General features: G+C 66.7%; 18 protein-coding genes. 14 read left to right on the top strand and 4 right to left on the bottom strand.

The features are described 5' to 3' along the window. Positions 1 to 130: 130 nt before the first annotated feature. The 3 genes from A9310_RS05455 to A9310_RS05445 all read left to right on the top strand — a co-directional run bounded on the left by A9310_RS05455 (position 131) and on the right by A9310_RS05445 (position 1,943). Positions 131 to 325, top strand: coding sequence for a hypothetical protein (locus A9310_RS05455; RefSeq protein ID WP_058252431.1), 195 nt, complete (start codon positions 131 to 133; stop codon positions 323 to 325). A gap of 182 nt (positions 326 to 507) precedes the next feature. Beyond that, a complete protein-coding gene (locus A9310_RS05450; RefSeq protein ID WP_065629711.1) occupies positions 508 to 1,395 on the top strand; it encodes a DUF3558 family protein in 888 nt (295 codons plus the stop codon). Continuing rightward, a complete protein-coding gene (locus A9310_RS05445; protein WP_065629710.1) occupies positions 1,392 to 1,943 on the top strand; it encodes a DUF3558 domain-containing protein in 552 nt (183 codons plus the stop codon). Before A9310_RS05450 ends, A9310_RS05445 begins: the two co-directional genes overlap by 4 nt. A 7-nt stretch (positions 1,944 to 1,950) precedes the next feature. Here A9310_RS05445 and A9310_RS05440 read toward each other — a convergent pair whose 3' ends face one another. Further along, positions 1,951 to 2,778 (bottom strand): acyl-[acyl-carrier-protein] thioesterase, encoded by an 828-nt coding sequence (locus A9310_RS05440; protein WP_065629709.1) that lies wholly within the window; start codon positions 2,776 to 2,778, stop codon positions 1,951 to 1,953. Between the two features lie 100 nt (positions 2,779 to 2,878). On the opposite strand from A9310_RS05440, the gene A9310_RS05435 reads away from it, so the two are divergent. Genes A9310_RS05435 through A9310_RS05420 form a run of 4 tightly spaced genes read left to right on the top strand, consistent with a single transcriptional unit; the run spans position 2,879 to position 7,631 of the window. Then, a complete protein-coding gene (locus A9310_RS05435; RefSeq protein ID WP_078114127.1) occupies positions 2,879 to 4,555 on the top strand; it encodes an FAD-dependent oxidoreductase in 1,677 nt (558 codons plus the stop codon). A gap of 2 nt (positions 4,556 to 4,557) precedes the next feature. After that, entirely contained in the window at positions 4,558 to 5,832 is a 1,275-nt protein-coding gene (locus tag A9310_RS05430) for a glycosyltransferase family 4 protein (RefSeq protein WP_065629786.1), read from the top strand. Beyond that, complete coding sequence (locus A9310_RS05425) at positions 5,819 to 6,550, top strand: class I SAM-dependent methyltransferase (RefSeq protein WP_058252426.1); 732 nt, start codon at positions 5,819 to 5,821, stop codon at positions 6,548 to 6,550. The genes A9310_RS05430 and A9310_RS05425 overlap by 14 nt, the downstream gene beginning before the upstream one ends. 25 nt (positions 6,551 to 6,575) lie before the next feature. Continuing rightward, entirely contained in the window at positions 6,576 to 7,631 is a 1,056-nt protein-coding gene (locus tag A9310_RS05420) for a prenyltransferase (protein WP_065629708.1), read from the top strand. Positions 7,632 to 8,713: 1,082 nt separating this feature from the next. Here the strand turns inward: A9310_RS05420 and A9310_RS05415 are convergent. Further along, positions 8,714 to 9,571, bottom strand: coding sequence for an LLM class F420-dependent oxidoreductase (locus A9310_RS05415; RefSeq protein WP_058252424.1), 858 nt, complete (start codon positions 9,569 to 9,571; stop codon positions 8,714 to 8,716). 112 nt (positions 9,572 to 9,683) lie between these two features. Further along, the gene (locus A9310_RS05410) at positions 9,684 to 10,286 is read right to left on the bottom strand and encodes a TetR/AcrR family transcriptional regulator (RefSeq protein ID WP_175401082.1); all 603 of its coding nucleotides are present in this window, start codon (positions 10,284 to 10,286) and stop codon (positions 9,684 to 9,686) included. Positions 10,287 to 10,448: 162 nt separating this feature from the next. On the opposite strand from A9310_RS05410, the gene A9310_RS05405 reads away from it, so the two are divergent. From A9310_RS05405 to A9310_RS05395, 3 genes are read left to right on the top strand one after another with little or no spacing between them, the layout of a single operon-like run. Then, a complete protein-coding gene (locus tag A9310_RS05405; protein WP_065629706.1) occupies positions 10,449 to 11,825 on the top strand; it encodes an NAD(P)/FAD-dependent oxidoreductase in 1,377 nt (458 codons plus the stop codon). After that, positions 11,822 to 12,775, top strand: coding sequence for an alpha/beta hydrolase (locus A9310_RS05400; protein WP_065629705.1), 954 nt, complete (start codon positions 11,822 to 11,824; stop codon positions 12,773 to 12,775). Before A9310_RS05405 ends, A9310_RS05400 begins: the two co-directional genes overlap by 4 nt. Further along, positions 12,772 to 13,527, top strand: coding sequence for an SDR family NAD(P)-dependent oxidoreductase (locus A9310_RS05395; protein ID WP_065629704.1), 756 nt, complete (start codon positions 12,772 to 12,774; stop codon positions 13,525 to 13,527). Before A9310_RS05400 ends, A9310_RS05395 begins: the two co-directional genes overlap by 4 nt. Before the next feature lie 21 nt (positions 13,528 to 13,548). Here A9310_RS05395 and A9310_RS05390 read toward each other — a convergent pair whose 3' ends face one another. Next, positions 13,549 to 14,247 carry a class I SAM-dependent methyltransferase gene (locus A9310_RS05390; protein ID WP_065629703.1) on the bottom strand — a complete coding sequence of 233 codons (699 nt, stop codon included), beginning with the start codon at positions 14,245 to 14,247 and terminating at the stop codon, positions 13,549 to 13,551. A gap of 50 nt (positions 14,248 to 14,297) precedes the next feature. Between A9310_RS05390 and A9310_RS05385 the strand changes: the two genes are divergently transcribed. The 4 genes from A9310_RS05385 (at position 14,298) to A9310_RS05370 (ending at position 18,837) form a co-directional block, all read left to right on the top strand. Continuing rightward, positions 14,298 to 15,272 (top strand): NADPH:quinone oxidoreductase family protein, encoded by a 975-nt coding sequence (locus A9310_RS05385; RefSeq protein ID WP_065629702.1) that lies wholly within the window; start codon positions 14,298 to 14,300, stop codon positions 15,270 to 15,272. A 75-nt stretch (positions 15,273 to 15,347) separates the two neighbouring features. Further along, positions 15,348 to 15,617: a DUF2277 domain-containing protein gene (locus tag A9310_RS05380; protein WP_058252418.1), complete on the top strand. Its 270-nt coding sequence runs from the start codon at positions 15,348 to 15,350 to the stop codon at positions 15,615 to 15,617. Positions 15,618 to 16,193: 576 nt separating this feature from the next. Further along, the gene (locus tag A9310_RS05375; protein ID WP_175401081.1) at positions 16,194 to 18,023 is read left to right on the top strand and encodes an ABC transporter substrate-binding protein/permease; all 1,830 of its coding nucleotides are present in this window, start codon (positions 16,194 to 16,196) and stop codon (positions 18,021 to 18,023) included. 4 nt (positions 18,024 to 18,027) lie between these two features. After that, on the top strand, positions 18,028 to 18,837 hold the full coding sequence (locus A9310_RS05370) for an amino acid ABC transporter ATP-binding protein (RefSeq protein WP_065629701.1): 810 nt from the start codon (positions 18,028 to 18,030) through the stop codon (positions 18,835 to 18,837). Positions 18,838 to 18,846 lie beyond the last annotated feature (9 nt).

The raw sequence follows: 18,846 nt of genomic DNA, 5'->3' as shown, positions 1-18,846 counted from the left end.
CGAAGTCCATCGGTCGAGTCGAGGTCTGCCGGTCGCGGGTGACGGGCCTGTCGCGACACGCGACTACCCTGGGCACACGACCCCGGGCCGTTCTCGGACCGGTCCGGATGCAATCGAACAGGGAGGACCCATGGCCATCGATCGGGACAAGAGCAGAGCGGTGTCGGAGGTCGTGCGTCAGCACCCGGCGATGAGCCTGGTCGCGGTGTCACCGGGCATCGCGGTGTTCGTGACGTTGCTGCTGCTCGACCAGACCTTCCTGGCGATCCTGTTCCTCGTCCTGGCCGTCGGCGGGGGCGCATACCTGCTGACGCGCAAGCGCTGACGGTGTCGCCTGTTCAGCACCCGCGGCGAGCTGGGCGACCCCGCTACAGTGGTGCCCAACGAGCACCCGGCAGGGTCGAGGAGAGCGGTGAAGGGAGTCGGCGTCGTGGGCACTGAACCGGGTCGGGGCGCCTGCGCCGGACGGACTCCCGGGTTGCGGACGAGTCGGCTGGGCGGCTGACCATGTCCACCCGCGTCGATGCCTACATCTGGGCCATCCGTCTGACCAAGACCCGATCGGCGGCGGGCGCCGCGTGTCGGGGCGGGCACGTCCGCGTGAACGGGGTGACCGCCAAACCGGCCCAGCCGGTGGTGCCGGGTGACGAGGTCCGCGTACGGCTCGCCGGACGGGAGCGCATCGTCGAGGTCACCAGGACGATCAGTAAGCGGGTGTCGGCGCCGATGGCCGCCGAGTGCTTCATCGACCGGTCTCCGCCGCCGCCGCCGAAGGAGATCCTCGCGAGTCAGCCGCGTCGCGACCGCGGTGCCGGTCGGCCGACGAAACGTGAACGGCGTCAACTGGATCGGCTGCGTGACGGCACATTCCTCATCGCGGTACTGGCGGCGATCACGCTCCTCGTCGGCGCCTGCTCGGACGACGAGCCGACGTCAGATCCAAACACTCCGAACACGCCCGAGGCGCCCGCCCAGGCCGGTTCCGGACCGTTCTTTGGCGAATGCGGCGGCGTGTCCCTCGACGAGGTGGTCCGCATCACCGGGTTCGGTGGACTCACCGAGACCGTGAACAACACCTCGGTGTGCGAATGGGACACGACCGGTTCGCGGACGGGTGCCGTCGCCTCGTTCAACTGGTATCGCGGATCGCCGATCGGTCGTGAGGAGGCGAACGTGAAGTTGTCGCGCGACGTCACCAACAGACTCGAGATCGACGGCCACGAGGGATTCATCGGTTACACGCAATCAGGTCAGATCTGTGAGGTCGGCGTCGGTTTCGGCGCGGACTTCTTCGAATGGTCGATCCGCGGCGACGCAGCGACACCACGGCCGATCGAAGAGATCTGTGACGCCGCACGCGAGCTGGCGACGCTGTCGATAGAGCGTGCGTCGTGAAGCGCGCCCTCGTCGTGATCGCCGCGGTGCTGCTGGGACTGACCGCCCTGGCCGGGTGTGCGCGCACCGTCGACGGTGAGGCGGTGCCGTTGGGGGCCGCGGACCAGTCCGGCAGCAGCGACATCGACACCGACCAGTTCGACCGGCTCTTGCTGGAATGCGATGTGCTACCCGACGCGATGATCGCCGATGTCGTCGCCGGCGGCGGGTTCGCCGAACGGTCGTTCAGCGGGGCCATCTGCCGATGGTTGGTCTCCGGCACCACCGACGTGGTGAGTGTGACGTTCAACTGGTTCGAGTGGGGCAACGTCAACGTGGAGAAGGAGACGGCCAAGAAGCTCGGGTTCCAGACCGAGAACATCAAGGTCGCCAGCCAGTCGGCGTTCACCCAGCGCAGTCCCGACCGGCCGGGCGTCTGCGGTGTGACCGCCCGCGCGCCGAGCCGCGGCATCTTCACCTGGTTCGTCGAACCCCGCAGCGCGCCCCAGGGCGATCCGTGCGCGGCGCCGATCAAGCTGATGGAGTTGCTGCTCCAGGGCGGTCAGTAGAAGTTGCTCACCCCGGGAGCGGCCCGACGACGACGCTGGCCGCGACCACGAGTTCGTCGCCGGCGCCCGGCATCATCAACCACACGGTGAGCCGGTCGTCCTCGCGCACCCGGCGCAGGACCAGCCGCGTGCCCGGCACGATGGGCCGCAGGTACTCGATGACCACCCGGTGCGGAGCATCGACCAGGTCGGGATGCTCGACGAGTTCGTCCTCGATCGCCTCGAGGTAGGCGGCATTGTTGAGGTGCTTGAACGGGTCGAAGTCGGTGATCCGGAGAACGTGTTCACGGTCGGGGAAGTCGATGTCGGCGGCGTCGGGGGCCTTCTCGGGGTTCATCGACCGCCAGCGAAGGCGGTGCTCGTCGGTCATCGCCGACAGCATCGCGAAGGCGTCGTCGGACAGGCGTGACGGCACGCCCTGCTCGTTGACGTTGATCCAGAACGCCTCGGTCTCGATCAGGCCCGCGGGACGCGGTCGGGGGTTGAACCGGTTTGTCTCGTGCTCGGCGGTGAGGTGCACGCGCATGGTGGTCCAGCGCGTCGACAGGGCACCGCACCAGCGCTGCGCGGTCACCGTACCCGGCCAGGTGATGGGCTCGATGACATCGATGATGGTCCGCCGGACAATCCAGAACGGGTCGGTCGCGCTGAACTCGGTTGCCTCGAGGTTGTCGTTGGCGACGTCCTGCAGGTAGCGGGCCACCGCATCGAGGCGCACACGCATGTCCTGATCGACGTCGCCGGTGCGGACGCGATAGCCCACCTCGTAGAACTGGGCACCAGGCTTGCGATCCGGGAGTGATGCAACCGACACTGCTGGCGTAACCTGGCTCACTCGAGTCCCTCCGATAGGTCGCCGGTATCTTTGCGGCTAAGATACATTTAATCGGAAAAATAGAACACGTTCTACGTGTCGGATCACGAGGAAACAGCAGATGGCGCATGTGATTACCCGCCCATGTTGCAACGATGCCAGTTGCGTCAGCGTGTGTCCGGTGAACTGCATCCACCCCACGCCCGACGAGCCGGAGTTCCTGACGGCGGAGGCCCTCTACATCGATCCGGAGACCTGCATCGATTGCGGCGCCTGCATCGACGAGTGCCCGGTGGAGGCGATCATCCCCGACGATCAGCTGGACGAGCGTGACGAGCCGTACCTCCAGATCAACGCGGACTACTACAAGGACCACGACGTCGAGGGCGGCCTCGTGCCACCGCGCAAGGCACCCAAGCTGCCCGAGAAGGAACTGCACGTGGCCATCGTGGGTGCCGGGCCGGCGGCCTTCTACGCCGCCGAGGAGCTCGTCCGCAAACCGGCCATCAAGGTCGACATGTTCGATCGGCTGCCGACGCCCTACGGACTCGTGCGCGCCGGAGTCGCACCGGACCACAGCGCCACCAAGGGCGTGGAGAAGACCTTCGCCTCGGTCGCGGCGAAGAAGAACTTCAGCTACTACCTCAATGTCGAGGTCGGCAAGCACATCAGCCACGACGAGCTGGTCGCCCGCTACCACGCGGTGATCTACGCGGTCGGCGCCGCGACCGACAAGCGGCTGGGCATCGAAGGCGAGGATCTGCGCAATTCGGTCGCCGCGACCCAGTTCGTCGCCTGGTACAACGGTCACCCGGACTTCGCCGACCTCGACGTCGATCTGTCGGGCGAGCGGGCCGTCGTGGTCGGCAACGGCAACGTGGCACTCGACGTCGCGCGCATCCTCGTCACCGACCCCGACGAGCTCGCCAAGACCGACATCGCCGACCACGCCCTCGCGAAGCTGCGTGAATCCAACATCTCCGAGGTGGTGCTCCTGGGCCGCCGCGGCGTGGCGCAGGCGGCATACACCAACAGCGAGTTCCTGGCACTCGGTGACGTCGACGGTGTCGACGTCGTCATCGACCCCGACGAGCTGGTCCTCGACCCGGCCTCGGAGGCGGCGCAGTCCGACGACACGCTCGACTCGACGATCGCCACCAAGGTGCGTCTCGCCCGAGAATTCGCCGAGCGTCCGCAGACGCCGGGCAACAAGCGCATCGTGTTCCGGTTCCTCACGTCTCCCGTCGAAATTGCCGGTGACGGGGAAGTGGCTACGCTTACGTGCGTGCGCAACGCCTACGCCGACGCGACCGGGACAGTCGCGGTGACACCCACCGAGGATCGGTTCGACCTCGAGACCGGACTGGTCCTGCGGGCCATCGGTTACCGGGGCGTGCCGGTCACCGACCTACCGTTCGACGAGGGGCACGGCGTCGTCCCCAACACCGAGGGGCGGGTCCAGACCGCGGCCGACGGCGATGTGATGCCCGGCCTGTACGTCACGGGTTGGATCAAGCGAGGAGCGACAGGGGGTATCGGCATGAACCGCATCTGCGGTCAGGAGACCGCGCAGGCGGTCATCGCGGACTTCGTCGCCGCCGCGTTCGACGACCCCTCGACCTCGCGGGACGACGTCGCCGCACTCGTGGCCGACCGCGGCGCCAACCGCATCGACCTCACGGGCTGGAAGGCGATCGACGCCGCCGAGAAGTCCGCGGGCAGGGCCACCGGCCGGGTCCGCACGAAGTTCGTCAGAATCTCCGAGTTCGAGGCGGCTGCCACCGCCGGGGCGCAGTGACCGTGCGCATCGCACTGCTCTCGTACCGAAGCAAGCCGCACTGCGGTGGCCAGGGCGTCTACGTCCGCCACCTCTCCCGCGAACTGGCACTGCTGGGGCACAGCGTCGAGATCTTCTCGGGGCAGCCCTACCCCGAACTGGACCAGGTGGCCATCGACGCCGGGGTCACCGTCACCAAAGTGCCGAGCCTCGGTCTCTACGACGAGCCGGACCCGTTCCGGACGCCTCGTCCGGGCGAGTACCGCGATTGGATCGACGTGCTCGAGGTCGGCTCGATGTGGACGGCGAGCTTCGGCGAACCGCTCACGTTCAGCCTCCGGGTGGCGCGCCTTCTCAAACAGCGCCGCGACGACTTCGACATCGTGCACGACAACCAGTGCCTCGGTTACGGACTGCTCGACATCCAGAAGGCCGGGTTCCCCCTGATCGCGACGATCCACCACCCCATCACCCGCGACCGCACACTGGCGGTGAAGGCGGCCAAGGGGTGGCGCAAGATCAGTGCCTGGCGGTGGCATTCGTTCCTGCGCATGCAGGGGCGCGTCTCACGCCGTATCCCCGAGCTGCTCACCGTTTCCCGCAGCAGCGAGGTCGACATCCGCAAGGCCTTCGACATCCCGTCGGGTCGGATCACCACCATCCCGCTGGGGGTGGACACCGAGATCTTCACGCCGGCCGCCACGCGCGTTCCCGGACGTATCGTGTGTGTCGCCAGTGCCGACGCGCCGCTGAAGGGTGTCTCGTACCTGCTCGAGGCGGTCGCGAAGCTGTCCTCCGAGCGGGATGTCGAATTGGTACTGGTGTCTAAGTTGGACCCGAACGGTCCGTCCGCCAAGATGATCGAGGATCTGGCGATCGGCGATCGCGTCTCGGTGGTGTCCGGCCTCGAGGACTCCGAGATCGCCGGCCTGCTCGCCTCCGCCGAGGTGGCGTGTGTGCCCTCGTTGTACGAGGGGTTCTCGCTGCCGGCGGTCGAGGCCATGAGTTGCGGAACGCCGCTGGTGGCAACCCGGGCCGGTGCGATCCCCGAGGTCGTCGGCACCGCTGAGGAGGCGGCGTTGCTGGTGCCGCCGCGGGATTCCGGACGCCTGGCGCAGGCGATCGGCCGGCTGCTGGACGATGCCGATCTGCGGACGCGTCTCGGCGACGGTGGTCGTCGACGCGCCGAGGAGCACTACAGCTGGGCAGCAGTGGCCGCGAAGACTGCGGCTCACTACGAAACCGTGCTCGCCGGACATCGGCGGGCAACAGAAGGGACATCGAGTGCTCACAGTTGATTTCGACCGGCTTGGCGTTGGACCGGGCACCAAGGCGATCGACATCGGGGCGGGGCAGGGTAGGCACTCGTTCGAGATGTTCCGTCGTGGCGCGGAGGTCATCGCCTTCGACATGTCCGAGAGCGACATGTCCGACGTCGGTGAGATGTTCGACGCCATGATGGCGGAGGGTCACGTGCCCGCGTCGGCCAAGGCGCGCGCCGAGGTCGGGGATGCGCTTCGACTCCCGTACGCGGACAACAGCTTCGACGTCGTCCTGATGAGCGAGATCCTCGAGCACATCCCGACCGACGAGGGCGCGATCAGTGAGATGGTGCGCGTGCTGAAGCCGGGTGGCGTCGCCGCGGTCACCGTGCCCCGGTACTGGCCGGAGAAGGTGTGCTGGGCCCTGTCGGACGAGTACCACGAGGTCGAGGGCGGACACGTCCGCATCTACAAGGCCTCCGAGCTCGCGGGCAAGTTGCAGCGAGCCGGACTCGAGGTCACCGGCACCGACCACGCCCATGCCCTGCACGCCCCCTACTGGTGGCTGAAATGCGCTGTGGGAGTCGAGAACAACGACAATGTCCTGGTGAAGGGCTACCACCAGCTGTTGGTCTGGGACATGATGAGCAAGCCGTGGCTGACCCGGGTCGGCGAGCAGGTGCTCAACCCGCTCATCGGCAAGTCGGTGGCCCTCTACCTGCGCAAGCCCGAGACCGCCACCGCGTCTTCATGACGGGGGCCTCCAGGACGGGAGCCCCATGACGGCCGTCCCGGCGATCCCCGGTGTGGTCACGGCCGAGCAGATGCGGGCCACCGGTGCCGCGATCGTCGGCATGCAGGAGGCCGACGGTGCGTTGCCGTGGTTCCCGGGCGGGCAGACCGACCCATGGGACCACATCGAATCGGCGATGGCGTTGTCCGTGACCGGGTTTCACTCCGAGGCAGAGGCGGCTTACGAGTGGTCGCGGCGTAAACAGCGCGACGACGGGTCGTGGCCGATCCGCACCGTCGTAGGAAAGGTGGAGGACGCCGGCACCGACAGCAACTTCTGCGCCTACATCGCGGTCGGGGTCTGGCATCACTATCTGATCACCGGTGACGACGCCTTCTTGCAGAAGATGTGGCCGGTGGTCTGGTCGGCGATGGACTGCGTGCTGCGCTTCCAGCGTGAGGACGGTGCGTTCCGCTGGGGCGGCGACCACCGGACCGGAGCGATGTTCGGTGAAGCGCTGATCACCGGGAACGCCAGCATCTTCCAAGCGCTGGACTGCGCGATCCGGATCGCCGGTGAGATGGATCAGCCCGACGCCGACTGGATCGCGGCGCACAGTGTGCTCGGCGACGCGATCCGTGCCGACGTCACGCGTGACGAGTGGCAGACCTTCACCCCGCCGTCCGAACACTCCATGGACTGGTACTACCCGATCCTCGGCGGCGCCGTCCGCGGACGCGACGGGCAGGAACTCATCGCGCGGCGGTGGGAACAGTTCGTGGTGCCCGGCAAGGGTGTTCGCTGCGTCGACCATCGTCCCTGGGTCACCGGCGCCGAGACCTGTGAGCTGGCACTGGCACTCGATGCCCTCGGTGACACCGCCGATGCCATCGAGCTCATCGCGTCGATTCAGCATCTGCGCGACCCGGACGGATCGTATTGGACCGGACTGGTTTTCGCCGACGGCAAACGCTGGCCCGTGGAGAAGAGCTGCTGGACCTCGGCGGCTGTGATCCTGGCGGCCGATGCGGTGAGCCGCACCAGCGTGGCCAACGGGATCTTCCGGGACGTCCGCCAGCGGCTCGTCGCACCGACTCCCTGAAATGCTGATCTAGCTGTTTTATATCAGGCAACCAAGCATCGAACGTTGAGAAAGTCCACAGTTCTGGCTCAACTTGCGTCAGAACAGCTGCACAGACTGGAGCGACTCTGTGAGTGACTTCGCGACCTTAATAGCGAGCGGTGTAATCGGCCTATGCAGTTCTGGCTTGGTCGCTTTCGCAGTTTGGCTGGTGAACGTGCGCGCTTCTACGGACATAGAAGCCCGTGAACTCCACAAGGATTTGACAAGCGGGGCGGGCGGCGAGGCCCGAGAGAAACTGTCCGGCGCAGAGTACATGTGGTGGTCACACGGTGAACTCGCCTTCGATGGCACTGGCGAAGAATTTCGCTGCACCGACCCCGATCTTTTTGAAGCCTTCTACAGAGTGAGCGCTTCAGTCGATCGGTTGAATCTAGTCATGGCGCAGTACCACCCCACGCGATCGTGCCGCGTTTACAGGCGGTCAGTGCGATACCGTCAGTTGTTGGGCTGGCATTTGGCCATACATATCGCTTGGATTGTGTGGTTTATCGGGGCAGCTTCGAGCGTCAGGCCTATAGACGCTGAACCAGGCTGGCGGGTGATTGTGCCTCCCCGACTGGAGGGGCAAAGTCGTCGAATCCAGCTTGTAGTTAACTCAGTGGGCGGGTTTCGGACGGGTGAACGTTCAAACGATCCCAGCGCGCGTACGAACGTCGAGAATGCAACCGTCAAACAGTTCGCGGAGCGCGAACTCAGCTTTTGGACAATGCAAGCGGATACTGTTTCTACCGCAATGGCCGAACGCGCGAACGCGGTTCGGTTGTTCGCCTCGACGTGTGGGTTAAGCGTCGGCGAGGACCAGGGGCCGCACTACTGAAGTCGGCCGTCTCGCATTGAGACCAGCGCTGCGACCATGCAACGCCGACGCATGATGTGGGAAGCCTCGTGCTCTGACCTTTCTGGTGCTGCGAAGTTGCGGCGCCTGGCCAGGCGACGTTCGATTCAGTCTTCCGGTGGGGTAATGAGCCTGCTCATTAGGCTCATTAGGCTCATTACCCCATAGTCATCAGAGGTGTGAACGCGTTCGATCACGCTACTCGCTACACGACCGCCGGGGTGATGCCGAGCTTGCCGGCCAGCTTGGCGAGGTAGCCGCTCGCGCGCTCGACCGAGTCGTCGGGGAGGCCGTACAGCACTGTCGTGACCCCGATCTCGCGCCACTTCTCGAGCTTCTCGGGTACCGGCCGGAAGTCGAGGACGACGATCTCGGGGTCGCCCGCACGACCGGCGTCGGACCAGATCTGCTTGAGCAACGACACCGACCCCTCGATGTCCTCCTCGCCGGGTGTGGTGATCCAGCCGTCGGCGCTGCGCGCGATCCACTTGAAGTTCTTCTCGTTGCCTGCCGCGCCCACCTGGACCGGGATGTGCGACTGCGTCGATTTGGGCCACGCCCAGCTGGGGCCGAAATTCACGAACTCGCCCGCGAACTCGGCCTCTTCCTTAGTCCAGAGCGCGGTCATCGCCTCGAGGTACTCGCGCAGCATCGTCCGCCTGCGCTTCGGCGGGACGTTGTGGTCGGCGAGTTCGTCCAGATTCCAACCGAATCCGACGCCGAGGGTGACCCTTCCGTTCGAGATGTGGTCGAGCGTCGCAATGGTCTTGGCGAGCGTGATGGGGTCGGACTGCACCGGCAGTGCGACCGCGGTGGCGAGCCGGATGCGTTCGGTGACGGCCGCGGCGGCGGCGAGTGACGTCCAGGGATCGAGGGTGCGCATGTAGCGCTCGTCGGGCAGGGTCTCGTCWCCGGTGCGGGGATGCGCGGCGTCGCGTCGAGTCGGGATGTGGCCGTGCTCGGGAACGTAGTACGACGCGAAACCTGCGTCCTCGATGAGCGGGGCCAGGACGTGGGGCTTGAGCCCGCGGTCGCTGGTGAACTGCACGATCCCGAAATCCATGGGGCCCTCCGACGGCGTCGTTCGGTCGTCCGCGTTTTCCGGACGGTTGACTGGACACTAGTCTAGGTGATCGGCGTCACCCAGGCCAGAGGGCATCGGGGGCCTCATTTACTCATCCCTGCGGGTCGGTGGCCAGACCCGGCATGACGAACCGCTCGAGATGGCGTCGGACCTGCCGCGCGTCGTCGATGTCGAGGGCCTCACCCGGGGAGGTGCCGAGGCTGATCAGGACGCGCGCAACCCATTCGGACACCTCGTACGGATCGTGCGCGGGGTGTATCTCCCCTCGGGCAGCGGCCTGTTCGACGAACGGGAACCAGAACGCTGCCAGGTCGGGAACCAGCTTGACGACACCGACACCGGCGCATTCGGCGAACTCCGTGGGTTCCTCCGTGCGGAGTCGGAGCAGCAGCGTGCCCGGGTCGTCGTAGGCACCCCGGCCGATCCGGACGCCGGCGGTGAGATGCCCGACCAGGTCGGGGATGGCGTCGAGTTCGGCCCGGGCGTCGCGCCAGAACGACTCGGTGAGACGGACGATGGTCGCGCCGATCATGGACGGTTTGTCCGGATAGTGCCGATACAGCCACGCGCGGGACACACCTGCCGACTCCGCGACCTGCTGCATGGTGGTCGCCCGGATTCCCTTGTCGGCGAGCAGCTTCTGCGTGGCGTCGAGCAGTCGTTCGTGGACCGTCGTGGTCGAGGCCTCGGTCACTGACTCCTCCTGTGGTCGTGGTCGGTGCGCGCCGCGTCCCCACATGTCTGCTCAGGAGGGCGCTGCGTAGACAGTTCGCGGATTCTGTGAACACGATACGTCTCATCGTGTAGACACAAATCAGATTGTGTCTACATCCAACGGGTCCACCGAGGGGGCAGTGTGCCTTTACCAATCACCGCGATCATCGGCGCCGGTATCAGCGGGCTGACCGCCGGCAAGATGCTCACCGACTACGGCGTGCCGTACACCTGCTTCGAGAGTTCGGACCGGGTCGGGGGCAACTGGGCCTTTGGCAACCCGAACGGTCACAGCAGTGCCTACCGGTCGCTGCACATCGACACCTCGAAACACCAGTTGTCGTTCCGCGACTTCCCGATGCCCGACGAGTATCCCGACTTCCCGCACCACACCCAGGTCAAGGCCTACCTGGACTCCTACGCCGAGGCCTTCGACCTCTACTCCTCGATCGAGTTCACCAACGGAATCGAGCATGCGACCCGACTGGACGGGGGCGGCTGGGAACTGGAGACCCAGGGCGGCGAACGTCGACGGTTCGACCTGTTGGTGGTGGCGAACGGCCATCACTGGGATCCGCGGTGGCCCGACTTCCCGGGCGACTTCGACGGCATCGAGATGCACGCCCACCACTACATCGATCCGCGTACCCCGCACGACTTCACGGGTAAGCGCATCCTCGTCGTCGGCCTGGGTAACAGTGCCGCCGACATCGCCGTCGAACTGTCGTCGAAGGCGCTGGACAACACACTGACCCTCTCGACGCGGTCGGGAGCGTGGATCGTGCCGAAGTACTTCGGGGGCAAGCCCGCCGACAAGTACTACCGGTCGACGCCGTATCTGCCGACCTCGTGGCAGCGCAAGTTCGTCCAGGTCATGCAACCCGTGACCGCGGGCCGGCCAGAGGATTACGGTCTGCCGACGCCGAATCACAAGTTCTTCGAGGCACATCCGACGCAGTCGGTGGAACTGCCACTGCGACTGGGTTCGGGCGACGTGATCCCCAAGCCCAACATCAGCCGGTTCGACGGGTCCACGGTCCACTTCGACGACGGAACCGCCGACGACTTCGACATCATCATCTACGCAACGGGTTACAACATCACGTTCCCGTTCTTCGACCCGGACTTCATCAGTGCGCCCGACAACCGGATCGACCTCTACAAGCGGATGTTCTACCCGGGGATCGACGACCTCGTCTTCGCCGGTTTCGCGCAGGCGGTTCCGACGCTGTTTCCCTTCGTGGAATGCCAGGCGCGGCTGATCGGGGCCTACGCCACGGGTCACTACCGGCTCCCGTCGGTACCGGAGATGCGGCAGACGATCGAGGCGGACATGCAGTACTACACCGGACACATGCTCGACCGCCCGCGGCACACGCAGCAACTCGATCACTATCTCTACGAACACAACATGCGGACCACGGAGATTCCGGCGGGGATCCGGCGGGCCCACCAGCAGGGGCCGCCGACGTGGGCCGGGGTGGCCGACGATCTGGTCTCGAAGGGAGCATCCGCATGACCATCCCCAATGGTGCGACCACCGTACGCTTCCGATCGTCCGACGCCGACTGCGACGCCTGGTTCTTTCCGGGCGCGGAGTCCTCGCCGTTCGAGATCGACGGCAAGCGCCCCGTCGTCGTGATGGCGCACGGTTTCGCCGGGACCAAGGACTCGGGTCTGGCGCCCTTTGCGCAGCGGTTCAACGACGCGGGGTTGGCCGTGTGCGCGTTCGACTACCGCGGCTTCGGGCTGTCCGGTGGCGCACCGCGACAGTCGATTTCGCTGGAACGGCAGGCCGACGACTACCGCGCCGCGATCGGCGCCGCCAAGAAACAGCCGGGAGTGGACCCGGAACGGATCATCCTCTGGGGAGTGTCGCAATCCGGCGGGCATGCGCTGACCGTGGCGGCCGACCGGACCGACGTGGCCGCGGTGATCGCGGTGGTGCCACTGGTCAACGGGCTCGCCGCCGGTCGCGTCGCCTACGCCCAGGTCGGCGGGGCGGCGATCGCCCGCTCGACCGCCACGGCAGTGGCCAGTTCGGTGGGTCGACGGCTGGGCCGGGGTCCGAAGATGATGCGGGTCGTCGGCGAACCCGGCGACGTGGGCGCCGCGCTGACCGCACCAGGGTTTCTGGAGAGCTACCGCGCGATCGCGGGGCCGTCGTGGCGCAACGAGGTCGATGCCTCGGTCGGTCTCGAGATCGGCTCGTTCCGAGTCGACAAGCACGCCGCGCGCGTCGATGCCCCGGTGCTGTTCCAGATAGCCGACTTCGATTCCGCCGCGCCGCCGTACGCGGCGTCGAAGACCGCGTTCAAAGCTCACGCCGAAGTGCGCCACTACCCGTGCGACCATTTCGACATCTTCGCGGGCAACGACTTCTTCGAGCCCTGCGTCACGCACGAGATCGGTTTCCTGCGCCGTCATCTGGCATCGAACGCCGACGTTGTGGAAGCGGCTACGCGATGAACCGGGCGGTCGTGATCGGGGGTGCCTCGGGGATCGGACTGGCCACCGTCGACGCGTTCGTCGGCGAGGGGATGCAGGTGGTGGTGGCCGACCGCGACGTCGAACGTGCCGAGCAGGTGGCGGCGACGCGCGACGGGGCGCGGGCGGTGCACATGGACGTGACCGACGAGGACTCGGTCGCAGCGACTATCGCCGGCATCGGCGACTTCGACACGGTGGTGAACTGTGCCGGACTGTCGAATCCGGGTGCGCTGACCGAACTCGAACTCGATGCCTGGCGCAACACCGTCGACATCTGTCTGACCGGAACGTTCCTCGTGATCAAACACGCCGGCGCCCGGATCGCCGAGGGCGGATCGATCACCTGCATCGCGTCACTCAACGGCCGCCAACCGGGCGCCGGGATGGGGGCGTACTGCGCGTCGAAAGCCGGTGTGCTGATGCTCGTCGAGGTGGCCGCACTCGAACTCGCCGACCGTCGGGTGCGGGTCAACGCGGTGTCGCCGGGGCTTGTGATGACCCCGCTGACCGAGGGCATCGGCTTCGTACCGGGCCTCACCGAGGACTATCTCGACAACACCCCACTGGGCCGGAGCGGGGAACCCGCCGAGATCGCCGACACCATAGCCTTTCTCGCCTCCGACAAGGCGCGCTGGATCACCGGTGCCGCCTTCGACGTCAACGGCGGTGCGCACCTGAAGCGCTATCCCGACGTGCTCGGCAAGGTGCGGGCGCTGGCCGGCGAGGTCTGACGCTGACGGCCTCCGACGTGGTCAGGCTTTCCGCGGTAGCGGTGCGCCCACCTCGCCCGAGTCGCGGCGGAGGACGCGCAGCGATCCCTCCGCCCGCACCTCGGTGAACTGTCCGGTTTTCAATGCCTGGCAGTAGATCTCGTACGGCGGGCGGCCGCCGTCCGCGGGGTCGGGGAAGACGTCGTGGATGAGCAGGGCCCCGCCGATGCGCACCCACGGCGCCCAGCCGTCGAGATCGGTCTGTGCCGCTTCCATGCTGTGCCCGCCGTCGATGAACACGAAATCGGCCGGACGGCCCCAGATCTTCGCGGCGACGGCCGACGGTGCGAGCAACCCGACGACGGTGTTGTCGAGCCTGGCGTCGAACATGGTGCGGCGGAAGCGTGCCGAGGTGTCGAGCGTCCCGGTGTGTGCGTCGACGAGGGATTCGTCGTGGTACTCCCAACCGGGCTGGTGTTCCTCGGAACCGCGGTGATGGTCGACGGTCACGATGACGGCGTCGTTCGCTTCGCCGGCCGATCCCAGGAAGACGGTGGATTTCCCGCAGTAGGTACCGATCTCCACGCCGACCTTCGTCGAATCAGGTTGGGACAGATATTCTCCGGCGATCTCGAAGAGCGTCTGGGCCTCGTCGAGCGGCATGAATCCGGGTGCCTCGTCCGCGACGCGGAGGCGGTCGGGGGAGGGTGCGTTCGGCGACTGTGCCGCAGGTTGTGACATGGCATCAGATCCTATCGGGTGTGTGACGGTCGCCGCGTAGGGTGAGCCGTATGAAAGCTCAGGTACTCACCGCAGAGACAGGCCCGTCCGGACTCGAGTTGCAGGACGTTCCCGATCCCACCCCGGCCGACGGCCAGGTCGTCGTCGACGTGAAGTCGTGCGGCGTGTGCTTCCCCGACGTGCTGATGAGTCAGGGCAAGTACCAGCTGCGCGTGCCGACGCCGTTCACGCCGGGCACCGAGGTCGCCGGCGTGGTGCGCTCGGCTCCCGACGGGGCGTCGGTGAAGGTCGGGGACAAGGTGCTCGTGGCGTCGATCGTCGGCGGATTCGCCGAACAGGTCGCGGCCGCGCCCGAACAGCTCCTGCCGCTTCCCGAACGCCTGACCTTCGAGCAGGGCTCGGCCATGGGCATCAACTACCAGACCGCCTTGTTCGCGCTGAAGACCCGCGCGCACACCCAGCCCGGTGAGGTGGTCGGCGTGCTCGGCGCCGCCGGCGGCGTCGGGACCGCGTCGATCATGGTCGCCAAGGCGATGGGCGCGAAGGTCATCGCCATCGTCCACCGGAAGGGTGCCGAGGACCTGCTGCGCAGCGCCGGGGCCGACGAGATCGTCCAGCTCGAGGAGGGCTGGGGTACCAAGCTCAAGGAGATCGTCCCCAAGGGCGTCGACGTGATGATCGACCCGTCGGGCGGCGAGGTGTTCGACGAGGCGCTCCGCCAGGTCGCCCCCGACGGCCGCTACGTCGTGGTGGGCTTCGCGGCCGGCGGCATCCCGACCGTCAAACTCAATCGAGTCCTGTTCCGCAACATCGCCGTCGTCGGGGCCGCGTGGGGCGAGTACGTGCGCACCCATCCGGAACTGAATCTGCCCGCGAAGCTGCATGAAGAGCTGACGCAGATGATCGCCGACGGGATGGAACCTCAGGTCAACGTCACCTACACGCTCGATCAGCTGCCGGAAGCGTTGACCGATCTCGCCGAAGGGCGGATTCTGGGGAAAGCGGTCGTCAAGATCGGCGAGTAGGCCCTCGGCGGGTCGGCCCGGTTGCGACGTCGCATCGCATTCCGCCCAGCGCATCCGTCATCGAGGGGATCTGCCATGTGCCGCAACATCACCGAACTCCGCGGGCTCGAACCGCCGGCCACCGAGGACGAGATCGAGGCGGCCGCACGGCAGTACGTGCGCAAGGTGAGCGGCGTGCGGCATCCGTCGCCGGCGAATGCGGAGGCCTTCGAGGCCGCGGTGGTCGCCGTCACCGCGGCTACCCGCACGCTGCTCGACGTCTTGCCCGAGCGTCGTCAGCCGCCGAAGACGGTGCCCCCGCTCCGGCGCCCCGAGGTGCAGGCGCGGATTGCCGCTCGGGGCTGAGGAGTCCCACACAGGTTCAGCAGTAGGTATCGCGAGGCGATACCTACTGCTGAACTCGTCCTGAGGTGGTGGAGCCTACGAGCCGGCGGCTTCGTCACTGCCGGTGACGATCGTTTCCGCGAAGTCCCACAACAGATTGTCGAAAGCCTCGATTGCGTAGAAGATTGCAGACAGCATGATATTTCCCGCTTTCACTTCGAATTCGACAGTGGACGCAGGCCGCAACAAAGGCGCACGTCGGCGGCCTGTGGGATAGCGGGATGGGTGCCAGATGATCAAGAGGGGGTTGATTTCTGGCGCGGTGAAGAAATGATGTTACAAATCCCGAATCCCTGTATCATTGGTAGCACGCGAATCGTTTTCCGACAAGCAATTGGCAAATTCCGATAGAGAAGTATCGGCGTCGACCCCACGCAAGTGTCCCCGATGATCGGCGTGAGATGGCCAGGCCGACGGTGGCCTCCGCAGCGCGCCTCGCAGGCGCCCCGTGACGACGACGATCCCCAGCTCAACCGGGTTAAACCCACCGGCGAGCAAAAATTTGGGACACCTCCTGCGCGTGGGGATAGTGTCGACATGGTGTCCAACCACCGATCCCATCGCGCCCGAGGGGCCGCGCCGCGCGCCGTGCGCGTCGTCGCGCTGGCACTGACGGTCGCCATCGTCGGCCTGCTGACCATCCTCGGCGGACCTGCGCCGCGAGCCCAGGCGGCTCCCGCCGACAGCTGTGCGCCCGCTGGACTCGCGTCGGCCTCGGCCGCGCCGGTCAACCTCGCCGCAGCCGATCAGGGCGGTGAGGACCGCTACACCACCGAGTCCACCACGCCGCTCGACCAGATCGACGTGAGTCGTCTCGAGTTGCTGTCGCCCGGCAAGATCTCCGTCGGCACGCTGTCGGACGCCGGACCGAGCATCTGCGTCAACGGCGCGGGCGACTTCACCGGCTTCGACAACGAACTCCTCAAGGCCGTCGCCGCGAAGCTGGGTCTGCAGATCGAGTTCAACGGGACCGAGTTCGCCGGCCTGCTGTCACAGGTGGCCAACAACCGCTTCGACGTCGGGTCGTCGTCGATCACCACCACCGACGACCGGCGCAAGACCGTCGACTTCACCAACGGCTACGACTTCGGCTACTTCTCACTCGTGGCGCCGACCGACGGGGCGATCAAGGGCTTCGGCGACCTCTCCGACTCGACGCGCATCGCCGTGGTCCAGGGCACCGTCCAGGACGACTACGTCGTCAACACCCTGGGCCTCGACCCGGTGAAGTTTCCGGACTACGCCACCGCCTACGCCAACCTCCGGAGCGGTCAGGTCGACGCCTGGGTCGCACCGTCGCAGCAGGCGGAGGGTGCGGTCCGAGAGGGCGACGGCACCGCGATCGTCGAGAACACCTTCAGCGTCAACAACTTCGTCGCGTGGGCCGTCGGCAAGAACAAGCCGCGGCTCACCGAGGCCCTGAACTCCGGACTCGACGCCATCATCGCCGACGGCACGTATGCCGACCTCTACGTCGACTGGGTGCCGCGCGAGCTACCCGAGGGGTGGAAGCCGGGCAGCAAGGCCGCGCCCGCGCCCGAACTCCCCGACATCGCCGCCATCGCCGCCGAGAACGCGGAGAAGGCGGGCCCGGCCGAGGAGACCGCGCCCAAGAGCACCCTGGAACAGCTCGGCGACACCTTCTTCAACTGGGATCTCTACAAGGAGTCGTTCCCGGAGCTGATCAAGACCGGGCTCGTGAACACCTTGATCCTGTCCGTGGTGTCCGGGGTGCTCGGCACCATCCTGGGCATGATCCTGGCGCTCTGCGGCATCTCCCGCTCACGGTGGCTGCGCTGGCCGGCGCGCGTCTACACCGATATCTTCCGCGGACTGCCCGCCGTCGTCGTCATCCTGATCGTCGGACTCGGTGTGGGCCCGGTGGTCAAGGGCATCACCGGCAACAACCCGTACTGGCTCGGGGCGGTCGCCCTGGCCCTGCTCGCCGCGGCCTACATCGGCGAGATCTTCCGGTCCGGAATCCAGAGCGTCGACGACGGGCAACTCGAGGCCTCGCGGGCCATCGGGTTCAGCTATCGGCAGTCGATGCGTCTGGTGGTGGTGCCGCAGGGCGTGCGGCGGGTGCTCCCGGCGCTGATGAACCAGTTCATCAGCCTGATCAAGGACAGCTCGCTGGTGTACTTCCTCGGGTTGCTGGCCAGCCAGCGGGAATTGTTCGCGGTCGGCCGCGACCTGAACGCGCAGACGGGCAACCTCTCGCCCCTCGTCGCCGCGGGAATCATGTATCTGATCCTCACGATCCCGCTGACACACCTGGTCAACTACATCGACCGGCGCCTGCGCACCGGACGTCCCACCGACGTCCACGACGACCCGCTGCCCCCGACCGTCGTCGAGAAGGGATAGGTCCATGCCTGATCTCAACAAGTCCGAGACCGACACCGAGGGCTCCCAGACGCCGGGCTCCCGGACGCCGAGTGCGACCGCCACCCGGACGGCCGTCTCGCTCACCGGCACCGACCTGCACCTGTCCTTCGGCAAGCACCACGTGTTGCGGGGCGTCGACATCCAGGTCGACGCCGGCACCACGACGACGGTCATCGGACCGTCGGGCTCGGGCAAGTCCACTCTCCTGCGAGTGCTGAACCGGCTGCACGAACCCGACCAGGGCGACATCCTGCTCGACGGCCGGTCGGTCCTGACGGACAACCCGGACGAACTCCGACGCCGGATCGGCATGGTGTTCCAGCACTTCAACCTGTTCCCGCACAAGAGCGTCGTCGACAATGTCGCGCTCGGACCGCGCAAGCTGAAGGGGCTGAGCAAGGACGAGGCCCGCGAGGTCGCGCTCCGTCAGCTCGAGATCGTCGGGCTGACCAACAAGGCCGATGTGCGCCCGGCACGCCTGTCCGGCGGCCAGCAGCAGCGGGTGGCCATCGCCCGTGCGCTCGCCATGACCCCCGAGGTCATGTTCTTCGACGAGGCGACCTCCGCGCTCGACCCGGAACTGGTGAAGGGCATCCTCGCACTCATGGCCGACCTCGCCAGCGAGGGGATGACCATGGTGGTCGTCACCCACGAGATGGGCTTCGCGCGCAACGTCTCCGACAACGTGCTGTTCATGGATCACGGTGCCGTCGTGGAGACCGGGCGTCCGGAACAGGTCTTCGACGACGCGACGTCGGATCGGCTGCGGGCCTTCCTGTCCCAGGTGCTGTAGGCGCTCGCC

Origin of the sequence: Gordonia sp. UCD-TK1, assembly GCF_001691435.1 — a bacterium.
In the GTDB taxonomy this organism is placed as follows: domain Bacteria; phylum Actinomycetota; class Actinomycetes; order Mycobacteriales; family Mycobacteriaceae; genus Gordonia; species Gordonia hongkongensis.
This window is presented reverse-complemented; position numbering and strand designations above follow the sequence as displayed.

What these genes read in the sequence shown, in the direction of transcription:
- A9310_RS05455 (WP_058252431.1), top strand. Translation starts at nt 131, where the DNA reads ATGGCCATCGATCGGGACAAGAGCAGAGCGGTGTCGGAGGTCGTGCGT.
- A9310_RS05450 (WP_065629711.1), top strand. Translation starts at nt 508, where the DNA reads ATGTCCACCCGCGTCGATGCCTACATCTGGGCCATCCGTCTGACCAAG.
- A9310_RS05435 (WP_078114127.1), top strand. Translation starts at nt 2,879, where the DNA reads ATGGCGCATGTGATTACCCGCCCATGTTGCAACGATGCCAGTTGCGTC.
- A9310_RS05420 (WP_065629708.1), top strand. Translation starts at nt 6,576, where the DNA reads ATGACGGCCGTCCCGGCGATCCCCGGTGTGGTCACGGCCGAGCAGATG.
- A9310_RS05400 (WP_065629705.1), top strand. Translation starts at nt 11,822, where the DNA reads ATGACCATCCCCAATGGTGCGACCACCGTACGCTTCCGATCGTCCGAC.
- A9310_RS05395 (WP_065629704.1), top strand. Translation starts at nt 12,772, where the DNA reads ATGAACCGGGCGGTCGTGATCGGGGGTGCCTCGGGGATCGGACTGGCC.
- A9310_RS05390 (WP_065629703.1), bottom strand. Translation starts at nt 14,247, where the DNA reads ATGTCACAACCTGCGGCACAGTCGCCGAACGCACCCTCCCCCGACCGC.
- A9310_RS05385 (WP_065629702.1), top strand. Translation starts at nt 14,298, where the DNA reads ATGAAAGCTCAGGTACTCACCGCAGAGACAGGCCCGTCCGGACTCGAG.
- A9310_RS05380 (WP_058252418.1), top strand. Translation starts at nt 15,348, where the DNA reads ATGTGCCGCAACATCACCGAACTCCGCGGGCTCGAACCGCCGGCCACC.
- A9310_RS05375 (WP_175401081.1), top strand. Translation starts at nt 16,194, where the DNA reads ATGGTGTCCAACCACCGATCCCATCGCGCCCGAGGGGCCGCGCCGCGC.
- A9310_RS05370 (WP_065629701.1), top strand. Translation starts at nt 18,028, where the DNA reads ATGCCTGATCTCAACAAGTCCGAGACCGACACCGAGGGCTCCCAGACG.